The sequence below is a fragment of the Nocardia sp. NPDC055053 genome (assembly GCF_053608285.1).
In genome coordinates this window covers 217,072-226,414 of the sequence record NZ_JBSGVD010000010.1, presented here as the reverse complement: position 1 = coordinate 226,414, position 9,343 = coordinate 217,072, and the positions used below count along the sequence as shown (strand labels likewise).

Annotated in this window: 9 protein-coding genes and 1 rRNA gene; 7 read left to right on the top strand and 3 right to left on the bottom strand. The window is 70.0% G+C overall.

Annotated elements, in window-relative coordinates; genetic code table 11:
- Together rrf and ACWF82_RS13925 are read left to right on the top strand one after the other, a co-directional pair.
- Positions 1-91: ribosomal RNA gene (rrf, locus tag ACWF82_RS13930) — 5S ribosomal RNA — on the top strand; the annotation flags it as partial.
- 94 nt (positions 92-185) lie between these two features.
- Positions 186-653: an SRPBCC domain-containing protein gene (locus tag ACWF82_RS13925; protein WP_452501127.1), complete on the top strand. Its 468-nt coding sequence runs from the start codon at positions 186-188 to the stop codon at positions 651-653.
- 21 nt (positions 654-674) lie between these two features.
- Here ACWF82_RS13925 and ACWF82_RS13920 read toward each other — a convergent pair whose 3' ends face one another.
- Genes ACWF82_RS13920 through ACWF82_RS13910 form a run of 3 tightly spaced genes read right to left on the bottom strand, consistent with a single transcriptional unit; the run spans position 675 to position 3,654 of the window.
- Positions 675-1,706 (bottom strand): ABC transporter substrate-binding protein, encoded by a 1,032-nt coding sequence (locus ACWF82_RS13920; protein ID WP_452501150.1) that lies wholly within the window; start codon positions 1,704-1,706, stop codon positions 675-677.
- Positions 1,706-2,626, bottom strand: coding sequence for an ABC transporter ATP-binding protein (locus tag ACWF82_RS13915; RefSeq protein ID WP_452501126.1), 921 nt, complete (start codon positions 2,624-2,626; stop codon positions 1,706-1,708). The genes ACWF82_RS13920 and ACWF82_RS13915 overlap by 1 nt, the downstream gene beginning before the upstream one ends.
- The gene (locus tag ACWF82_RS13910) at positions 2,623-3,654 is read right to left on the bottom strand and encodes a FecCD family ABC transporter permease (protein WP_452501124.1); all 1,032 of its coding nucleotides are present in this window, start codon (positions 3,652-3,654) and stop codon (positions 2,623-2,625) included. The genes ACWF82_RS13915 and ACWF82_RS13910 overlap by 4 nt, the downstream gene beginning before the upstream one ends.
- Before the next feature lie 269 nt (positions 3,655-3,923).
- Between ACWF82_RS13910 and ACWF82_RS13905 the strand changes: the two genes are divergently transcribed.
- From ACWF82_RS13905 to ACWF82_RS13885, 5 genes are all read left to right on the top strand, one after another.
- Positions 3,924-5,015 (top strand): ABC transporter substrate-binding protein, encoded by a 1,092-nt coding sequence (locus ACWF82_RS13905; protein ID WP_452501122.1) that lies wholly within the window; start codon positions 3,924-3,926, stop codon positions 5,013-5,015.
- Positions 5,015-5,878, top strand: a complete 864-nt coding sequence (locus ACWF82_RS13900; RefSeq protein ID WP_452501120.1) for an ABC transporter permease — start codon at positions 5,015-5,017, stop codon at positions 5,876-5,878. Before ACWF82_RS13905 ends, ACWF82_RS13900 begins: the two co-directional genes overlap by 1 nt.
- Positions 5,854-6,615: an ABC transporter ATP-binding protein gene (locus ACWF82_RS13895; protein ID WP_452501118.1), complete on the top strand. Its 762-nt coding sequence runs from the start codon at positions 5,854-5,856 to the stop codon at positions 6,613-6,615. The genes ACWF82_RS13900 and ACWF82_RS13895 overlap by 25 nt, the downstream gene beginning before the upstream one ends.
- Positions 6,612-7,961, top strand: coding sequence for an LLM class flavin-dependent oxidoreductase (locus ACWF82_RS13890; RefSeq protein ID WP_452501116.1), 1,350 nt, complete (start codon positions 6,612-6,614; stop codon positions 7,959-7,961). Before ACWF82_RS13895 ends, ACWF82_RS13890 begins: the two co-directional genes overlap by 4 nt.
- Before the next feature lie 76 nt (positions 7,962-8,037).
- Positions 8,038-9,234, top strand: a complete 1,197-nt coding sequence (locus tag ACWF82_RS13885; protein ID WP_452501115.1) for an MFS transporter — start codon at positions 8,038-8,040, stop codon at positions 9,232-9,234.
- Positions 9,235-9,343: the final 109 nt, after the last annotated feature.

Here is a 9,343-nt window from a genome sequence, read left to right as displayed (position 1 = left end):
GCCCGGTCCCATTCCGAACCCGGAAGCTAAGGCCACCTGCGCCGATGGTACTGCACTCGACAGGGTGTGGGAGAGTAGGACACCGCCGGAACATCATTGCGAAAGGCCCTCCAACTACGGTTGGAGGGCCTTTTTGCGTTCGTGCCATACGGCCGATCGGCGGGCTCTGGGGCTACCGTGGAGGTATGGCGACCACGAAGATCGGCACCCACATCAATGCGCCCCGCGCGACCGTGTATCGGCTGCTCGTCGATGCCGATGCCGTCAGAGCCTGGATGGTGCCCGACGGAATGGTCAGCGAGATGCACCGGTTCGAGCCGGAGGTGGGCGGTGTCTTCTCGATCACCGTCACCCATGACGAGACGACCGATGCGGGGAAGACGAGGGCGCGGCACCATGCGTACTACGGGCGGTTCCTGGCACTGATCCAGGATGAGCGGGTGGAGCAGGTCCTGGAGTTCGTCACCGATATACCGGATATGGCAGGCGAGCAGACCATGACCTTCGTGTTGGCCGACGCGGCAGGAGGTACCGATCTCGAAGTGCTGCACGAGGGTGTGCCGCCGGGCATGACCCTCGACGAGAACGAGAGGGCCTGGCAGGTGGCGCTCGCGAAGATTGTCGCGCTGGCCGAGCGCGGCACGGTCGACTGACCGGCCGCACCCGACGCGAGGTCAGCGGACCGCGTCGTCGGCGCGGGGCGTCGTATTCGACGCAGGCACGAGGTTCCATGCTTCGAGCTGCTTGCGGATCTGTTCGGCGGCGTCGATATTGAGCGGGCCGCTGGTCCACAGCGCGTACGGCAGGTTGAAGAACCGGCCGTCGCGGACCGCGCGCAGACCGTTGATGCCCGGTTTGGTGCGCAGCAGCTCGACCTTCTGCGCGTAGGACTGCCCGGGGTAGTCGACGAACATGATGGCGTCCGGGTCGGCGGCGGCGAGCCGCTCCCAGGAGACCTTGGTCCAGGTGTCGGCGACGTCGTCGAGGATGTTGCGGGCGCCCGCGGCTTCGAGGATCGCCTGGGGCGCACCGAATTTCCCGCTGGAGTAGATGGTGTCGGTGCCGCTGTCGAACAGGAAGACGGTCGGCGCCTTCGCCGGTTTCGGTGCCGCGGACAAGGCGGCGAGCCTGCTGTCGAGGTCGGCGGTGACCTCCGCCGCGCGGTCGGGCCTGCCGGTGATCGCGCCGAGATCGGTCAGGTCGGTGCGCAGCGCGGTCCACGGTTCGACCGTGCCGCGCGCGGCGGCGCCGTCCTGCTGGCGGCAGCTCTCGGTGAGGGTGTAGGCCGCGACGCCGTCCTTCTGCAGAGAGGCGGGGGTGAGGTTGCTCGCCTCGTCGTAGCCGTAGCTCCAGCCGGCCACCATGACGTCCGGGCGCTGCGCGAGCACGGTTTCGCGGGACGGGTATTCGGGGGCGACGGACTTCAGCCCGTCGACGACGGCGGCGCCGTAGTGCTTGCGCAGGGTGTCGGCGTCGCGCTGGATGCTCGACACGGCGGCCACCTGGTCCTGTGCGCCGAGGGCGAGAACCATCGAGATGAGGTTGCCGTCGTTGACGAACAGCCGCTGCGCGGGGGCGGGGAACGGAGTGTCCTTGCCGCAGTTGCGCACACTGATCGTCGTCGCGGTGTCCGCCGTGGTGCCGGTGCAGGCCGCCAGGACGGCGGCGAGTGCGGTGGTGGCCAGGATCCGGCCGGTGTTCTTCATCATCGCGCCTTTCGCGGGGTGATCAACAGGTGGTCTTCGCCGGTCGCCGGATGCTGGACGCGGGCCGCGTCGACACCGAACACCTCGGCGACGACCTCGGGCGTCAGTGCTTGCGCGGGTGGGGCCGGTGGCCGGGCGGAGCCGTTGTGCAGCACGATGATCCGGTCGCAGTAGCGGTCGGCCAGCGACAGATCGTGCAGGGCGGTGACGACGGTGCGCCGCAGTCCGCGGACCAGATCGAGGAGTTCGAGCTGGTGGGTGACGTCGAGGTGGTTGGTCGGCTCGTCGAGGAGCAGGACCGGGGTGTCCTGCAGCAGCGCACGGGCCAGCAGCACGCGCTGACGTTCGCCGCCCGACAACTGCTGCACCGGGCGATCGGCGAAACCCGAAAGGTCCACTGTTGCCAGTGCTTCCATCACCTGCTGCTGCTCGCGTGGCGCACCGAGCCCCCACGGCGGCAGGTAAGGAGTCAGGCCGAGGGCAACCACTTCGCCGACGAGCATGTCGGCGGGTGGGCTCTCGTCCTGGGCCACCAAGGCCACCGTGGTCGCCCGCTGTCGTGGTCGTAGCCCGTGCAGCATCCGGCCGTCGACGAGCACGCGGCCCCGCGCGGGTTTCCGGATACCGGCCAGAGTTCGGAGCAGCGTCGTCTTGCCGCTGCCGTTGGGCCCGACAATGCCCACGGTCTCGCCGGGCTCGATCGAGAAGTCCGCGCCGGCAACGATGTCGCGCCGGCCGACGGAGCACGTCAGCTCGACCGCCCGCACCGCCCCGGCCGGCGCGGCGTTCGATCGGGCCGCGCTGTCGACGTTCGCGTCGGCTTCAGCGCTGCCGACATCGCCGTGGTCACCCGCGTGCCTGCCGGGCTCGCCGTCGGTGGCGGTTGCCGGCCGACGGGCAGTGTGTTCGTGCGCGGTCATGAGGTGCCGAACTGGTAGCGACGTCTACCCATCAGGAGCAGGAAGGTCGGTGCGCCGATCAGGCCGGTCAAGACGCCGACGGGGATCTCGGTGGGGCGGACCAGGACCCTGGTCGCGGCGTCGGCGACGACGAGGAACAGCGCGCCGCACAGGGCACAGGCGGGGAGGAGATTGCGGTGGCGTGGACCGACGATCATGCGCGCGGCATGGGGGACGACCAGCCCGACGAAGCCGATTCCGCCCGACACCGCCACCAGCACGCCGACGAGGACCGCCAGCAGTACGAACAGACCGATGCGCAGTTCCTTCACCGGAGCACCGATCGACGACGCGGTGGTCGCGCCGAGAGTGAGCGCGTCGAGCCACCCGGCGATGGCCATCAAGACGGCACCAGCGACCAGCACGACGACCAGCGGCACCGCGAGTGTCGTCCAGTCCGCTCCGGCCAGGCTGCCGAGCAGCCAGAACAGCACGGACTGCGCGGCGGCGGGATCGGTGCTGCGGAACACCAGATAGCTGCTGAACGCCGCGAAGGCCAAGCCGAGCACGGTGCCGGTGAGGACCAACCGCAGCGGCGTCAGACCACCCTGGGCGAAGGCGACGAGGAAGACGAGGGTGGCCGCGCCGAACGCACCGGCCAGCGCGCCGCCCGAGAGTGCCCAGATGCCGGCGCCGGCGAACAGGCCCGAGGTGATCACCGCGGCCGCGCCTACGCCCGCACCTGAGGAGACCCCGAGCAGGTAGGGATCGGCGAGCGGATTGCGCACCAGGGTCTGCATCGCCGCGCCTGCCAGCGCCAATCCGGCGCCGACCACCGCGGCCAGGACCGTGCGTGGCACCCGGAGCTGCCAGACGATGGTGTCGATGCCAAGGTCGGTGGGTGCCGTCCCGGTCAGGCGGGCGCCGAGGGTGTCGAGCACCGCGGACACGGGGACGATCTCGGCGCCGAAGCCGGTGGCGCCGAGCATGGCGACCAGTAACAGCGCCCCGAGCAGGGGCAAGGCGAGCGAGATCCGGGCACGGATCATCGCGGGTTCACCACAGGCAAGGCGCGGCCCTTTCGGAGGGTGCCCGGCGAGGGAGGTCTGACTCTCGCCGCGAGGCGATCACAGTGGCGCGACCGTTCCGGAATTGCACCGGATTCCCACACCCACCGGGGAGGACGCATCGACCTTAGCGCGGCACCCCGTGCCATAGATTGACCGGGGACGGCGGTGGATGGCGGCGCGCGTCCCGGTTTCCAATCACGGTAAGGCTAAAGCTGTTCGGCGAACCGCCCGATTGCTTCAATCCGTACATGCACCGACCGAACACCTTCCTGCCCGGCCTGCGCGGCCGAGCCACCGCCGCGCTCCTCGCGGTGGCTACCGTGGCGACGCTCGGCCTGAGCGGCTGCTCGAACGGCAGTGACGCGCCGGTCGGCACCCCTGACACGCCGCTGCCGACCGAAGTACCGCCGGGCACCACCCTGATCGTCGCCGATCAGCAGGAGCGGCTGCAGTCGGCCCTGCGGCTGTCCGGGGAGCTGGACAAGCTGCCGTTCAAGATCGAGTTCGCCAACTTCATCGGAGGGCCCGCCATTCTCGAGGCGTTCCGGGCAGGCGCCGCCGATGTCGGCCAGGTGGGTGACGTTCCGCCGATCCACGCGCTGGCCGCCGGGCAGGACGTGCCGATCGTCGGCTCGTACCAGACCAACCCGCAGGCGCTGAAGCTCGCCGTCGCGCCGGGGCGTGCGATCACGAAGCTCACGGATCTGAAGGGCAAGAAGATCGCCTACGCCGAGGGAACCTCGCAGCAGGCCGCGGTGCTCAAGGCGCTGACCAAGGCGGGGCTGACGCCGGCCGACGTGCAGTTGGTCCGGCTGCAGCTGGCGGAATTCCTCGACGCCGTGCGCACCGGTCAGGTCGACGTGGCTCCGCTGATCGAACCCAATGTCACCCGCCTGCTGCGCACCCAGGGCACGTCGCTGATCCCGGACTCCGAGACCACCGGCATCTACAGCGGCCTGGCCTACCTCTACGCGCGCCGCGCGGTGGTGCAGGATCCGGCGAAGGCGGCGGCCACCCGTGCTCTCGTCGGCGCGTTCGTGCGGGCCTGGAACTGGACCAACACGCACCGCGAGGAATGGGCGACCAAGTACTACGTGGAGATCCAGAAGGTCAGCGCCGACGACGCGAAGCGGATCGTCGACTCGCTCGGCACCTACACGTTCCCGCACCTGGATCAGCAGCTGGTCGCCCGCCAGCAGACCACCATCGACGCGATCGACGCCGTGGGTGAGCTGCCGAAGAAGATCAAGGCCGCCGACGGCTTCGATCTGCGCTTCGACGCCGCGGTCACCGAGGCGGTCACCACCAGCGGGGCGGCGTTCGCGCCGGCGACGAGCTGATGGCGACCATCGACGCGGGGGTGCTGCGGCGTATCCGCACCGGCACCGCCGCCCCGGTCGAGGCGCTCACGCCGCGCGGGCGGGGCAGGCGCAGGCTCGGGCCGGGCAAGCCGATTCCGTTCGGGTTCGCGCTCGGACCGGCATTGCTCATCGGCGCGTGGGTGCTCGGATCGGCCACGGGCGCACTGGATCCGGAGACGCTGCCCGCGCCGTGGACAGTCACCCAGACCGCGGGTGACCTGATCGCCGACGGGCGGTTGCAGTCCAACCTGCTGACCTCGCTGCAGCGCGCGGCGATCGGGCTCGGACTCGGTGTGGTGATCGGCGTTGTGCTCGCGCTGGTGGCGGGGCTGAGCAGGCTCGGGGAGGCGGTCGTCGACGGCCCGGTGCAGATCAAGCGCTCGATTCCGACGCTGGCGCTGATCCCGCTGTTCATCGTCTGGTTCGGCATCGGCGAGGAGATGAAGCTGATCGTCATCACGACCAGCGTGCTGATCCCGGTCTACATCAACACCCACGCTTATCTGCGCAGCGTGGATGCCCGGTATGTGGAGCTCGCCGAAACGGTCGGGCTGTCGCGGTGGGAATTTCTGCGGCGGATCGCGCTGCCCGGGTCACTGCCCGGATTCTTTCTCGGGCTGCGGCTGGCGGTGACCATCTCGTGGCTGGCGCTGGTCGTGGTCGAACAGGTCAACGCGACCAGCGGCATCGGCTATCTGATGACGCAGGCGCGCACCTACGGACAGATCGACGTGATCGTCGTCGGTCTGGTGATCTACGGACTCCTCGGGCTCTTCGGCGACCTCGCCGTGCGGGCGGCGGAACGGAAGGCGCTGGCATGGCGACAGACACTGGGCGACTGAACGAGGACCGGATCGTGGTGCGCACCGGCGCACTCACCCGCGGCTTCGGCGAGCGAATCGTGTTGAACGGCATCGACATCGAGATCCGGCGCGGTGAGTTCGTCGCCCTGCTCGGCCGCAGCGGTTCGGGTAAGAGCACGCTGTTGCGGGCGCTGGCCGAACTCGACGCCGACGTGCCGGGTTCCGGTGAGCTGACCGTGCCGACCCAGCGCGCGGTGGTGTTCCAGGATTCGCGGCTGCTGCCCTGGGCGCGGGTGCTCGACAATGTGGTGCTCGGGCTCACCGGGCGCGACGCCGCGGAGCGTGGCCGCTCGGCGCTGGCCGAGGTCGGGCTGGCGGGGCGCGAGAAGGCGTGGCCGCGTGAGCTTTCCGGTGGTGAGCAGCAGCGGGTGGCGCTGGCCAGGTCACTGGTGCGTGAGCCGGAGCTGCTGCTGGCCGACGAACCGTTCGGCGCGCTCGACGCACTGACCAGGATCCGCATGCACGCCCTGTTGCAGGCGCTGTGCGAGCGACATCGGCCCGCCGTCCTGCTGGTGACCCACGACGTGGACGAGGCGGTCCTGCTCGCGGACCGGGTACTGGTCCTGGACGAGGGGCGGATCGCCATCGATCAGCGCATCGACGCGCCGCGCCCGCGCAGGCACGCGCACCCGGAGTTCGTCCGGCTGCGCGAGGTTCTGCTGGCCGGGCTCGGCGTCGACACCACCGAATTCGAGGAAGTGAAAGCAGCGTCATGAGTGCACCACGGCAACTGAGTCTCAACGCGTTCATCTACCCGTCGGGGCACCACGAGGCCGCCTGGCGGCACCCCGACAGCAGGCCCGAGCGCATCTACGACGTCACCTACTACCAGGAGATCGGGCGCACCGCCGAGGCGGCGAAGCTGGACGCGGTGTTCTTCGCCGACGGGCCGGCCCTGCGCACCGATGTTCGCCACAATGCGGCGCCCGGCCTGGAGCCGATCACCCTGCTGACCGCGATCGCGGCGGCGACAACACATCTGGGTCTCATCGCCACCGCGTCGACCACCTACTACGAGCCCTACAACCTGGCTCGGCTGTTCTCCTCGCTCGACCACATCTCCGGTGGGCGGGCCGGCTGGAACATCGTCACCACCGGAACCGACTTGGCGGCGGCCAACTTCGGGCTCGACCGGCACCCCGATCACGCCGAACGGTACGCCCGCGCACGGGAATTCGTCGACGCGGTGGTTGCCCTGTGGGACAGCTGGGAGGACGACGCGATCCTGCTCGACCGCGCCGCGGGCATCTACGCCGACCCGGACAAGATCCATCCGATCGACTTCGTCGGCGAACATCTGCGCGTGCGTGGACCGTTCAATGCCGCGCGGACGCCGCAGGGGCATCCTGTGCTGGTGCAGGCGGGTGCCTCCAACGAGGGACGAGCCTTCGCCGGCAAGTACGCCGAGGCCATCTTCACCGCGCACCAACGGCTTTCGGATGCGCAGACCTTCTACGCCGACATCAAGGCCAAGGCCGCCGAGTACGGGCGCGACGCCGACGAGGTGAAGATCCTGCCGGGAATCAGCCCGTTCATCGCCGACACCGAGGCCGCCGCGCTGCGTCTGGAGCGGGAGTTCAACGAGCTGACCGTGCCCGAATACGGGATCAAGCAGCTGGAATCGATCACCGGCACGTCGCTGCGCGCCCTCGCGCTCGACGAACCGGTGCCGGTGGAGGTGTTCGCCGGGGCCGGTGATGTCACCGACAACGCGCGCAGCAGGCTACAGGTGGTGGCGGGCATCGTCGAGCGGGAACGGCCGACCCTGCGTGGGCTGCTGCACCGGCTGGCGGGCGCCCGCGGGCACCGGGTCTTCGCCGGTACGCCCGAGCAGGTCGCGAACACCATCGAGGAATGGTTCACCCAGGGCGCGGCCGACGGTTTCAATGTGATGCCACCGTATTACCCCGGTGGGCTCGAGGTGTTCACCGAGTCGGTGGTGCCGATCCTGCAGGAGCGCGGGCTGTTCCGCACCGAGTACACGGGCACGACCCTGCGTGACCACTTCGGTCTCGCCCGTCCGCGGAGCCGGTTCGCGCCGGAACCCGTTACCGTCGGATGAGTGTGCTGGACGACGAAAACTGTTGTACTGCTGCGAAACCGGATAGTCGTCGGCGTCCCCGTGCCGGGTTGGCGCGATGACCGCGGAGGTGATCGGCACCGCTCCGGTGCAGCTGCGCTCGCTGGTGTGGCCGGTGTTCGCGCCGATGGCGTTGTACGGCGTCGGTGTGGGGGCCGCCGCGCCGATGTACGCGCTGCGGGCGCTGGATCTCGGTGCGTCGGCGGGTCCTGCGGGGCTGATCGTCGCTTTGGGCGGGCTCGGGATGGTGTTGACCGATCTGCCTGCGGGCCGGATCGTCGCGCGGATCGGGGAGCGGGCTGCGGTCGGGGTCGGCAGCGTGCTCGGGACGGTTGGTGTGCTCGCGGCGATCTTCGCGCCGAATCTCGGTGTGCTGGCACTGGGTTTGCTGCTCAACGGGGCGGCGGGTGCGGTGTGGGGACTGGCGCGGCAGACCTATCTGGTGTCGGTGGTCGCGCCGGAGCAGCGGGGCCGGGCCATGTCGACGCTGGCGGGCGCGCATCGGCTCGGGTTCTTCTGCGGGCCGTTTCTCGGTGCGGCGCTGGTGCACGGGTACGGGCCGGTCGGCGCGTTGTGGCTGCAACTGGTCACCACGCTGCTGGCCAGCGCCGCGATGGTGACGATCCGCTCCGGTGAGATCGGCCAGGCGGCGCTGCGGCCGCTGCACACCGTGCTCTCCGAAAACCGCAGGGCGCTGGGCACTCTCGGGCTCGCGGCGGTGGCGGTCGGCGCGGCGCGGGCATCGCGGTCGGCGCTGCTGCCGCTGTGGGCGGCGCATCTGGGCATCGACGCCGCGACCACCAGTCTGCTGTTCGGCCTGGCGGGCGCGGTCGATGTGCTCATGTCGTATCCGGCCGGGGTGTGGCTGGACCGGGCGGGCAGCCGGGTCACCGGCATCGCCTGCGGTATCTGCTTCGCCGCCGGGTACGCGGTGCTGCCGTTCACCTACTCGGCGCTCACCATGGGCGCGGCGACCATGCTGCTCGGCCTGGCCAACGGGCTCAGCAACGGGTTGATCATGACCGTCGGCGCCTTCGCGGCACCGGAGGACCGCCGCGCGGAATTCCTCGGCGCTTGGCGGCTGACCCATGATGTCGGCATGTTCGCCGGTCCGGTCTCCGTCGGCATCGTCGGCGCGTTCGCGGGCCTGGCCGCCGCCGGCGCGCTGCTCGCCGTCGGCGTCGGTCTCGGCACGGTCGCGATCCACCGATGGTTCCCCGGCCGCGCCCAGCCGCGGGTGGTCAGTGATGAGTGATGTTGCAGCCCAAGGCTATTCGGGATGCGGCGAGGAGGCTACGAGCGGGGAAGCCGCGGTGGTGTGGCGGCCAACGTGGACTCGGAGTCGCTGTCGGAGGCCGTGGATG

Excerpts from the sequence above, each read along its gene's own strand:
- ACWF82_RS13890 (WP_452501116.1), top strand. The coding sequence starts at position 6,612 with ATGAGTGCACCACGGCAACTGAGTCTCAACGCGTTCATCTACCCGTCG.
- ACWF82_RS13920 (WP_452501150.1), bottom strand. The coding sequence starts at position 1,706 with ATGAAGAACACCGGCCGGATCCTGGCCACCACCGCACTCGCCGCCGTC.
- ACWF82_RS13915 (WP_452501126.1), bottom strand. The coding sequence starts at position 2,626 with ATGACCGCGCACGAACACACTGCCCGTCGGCCGGCAACCGCCACCGAC.
- ACWF82_RS13910 (WP_452501124.1), bottom strand. The coding sequence starts at position 3,654 with ATGATCCGTGCCCGGATCTCGCTCGCCTTGCCCCTGCTCGGGGCGCTG.
- ACWF82_RS13905 (WP_452501122.1), top strand. The coding sequence starts at position 3,924 with ATGCACCGACCGAACACCTTCCTGCCCGGCCTGCGCGGCCGAGCCACC.
- ACWF82_RS13885 (WP_452501115.1), top strand. The coding sequence starts at position 8,038 with ATGACCGCGGAGGTGATCGGCACCGCTCCGGTGCAGCTGCGCTCGCTG.
- ACWF82_RS13925 (WP_452501127.1), top strand. The coding sequence starts at position 186 with ATGGCGACCACGAAGATCGGCACCCACATCAATGCGCCCCGCGCGACC.
- ACWF82_RS13895 (WP_452501118.1), top strand. The coding sequence starts at position 5,854 with ATGGCGACAGACACTGGGCGACTGAACGAGGACCGGATCGTGGTGCGC.
- ACWF82_RS13900 (WP_452501120.1), top strand. The coding sequence starts at position 5,015 with ATGGCGACCATCGACGCGGGGGTGCTGCGGCGTATCCGCACCGGCACC.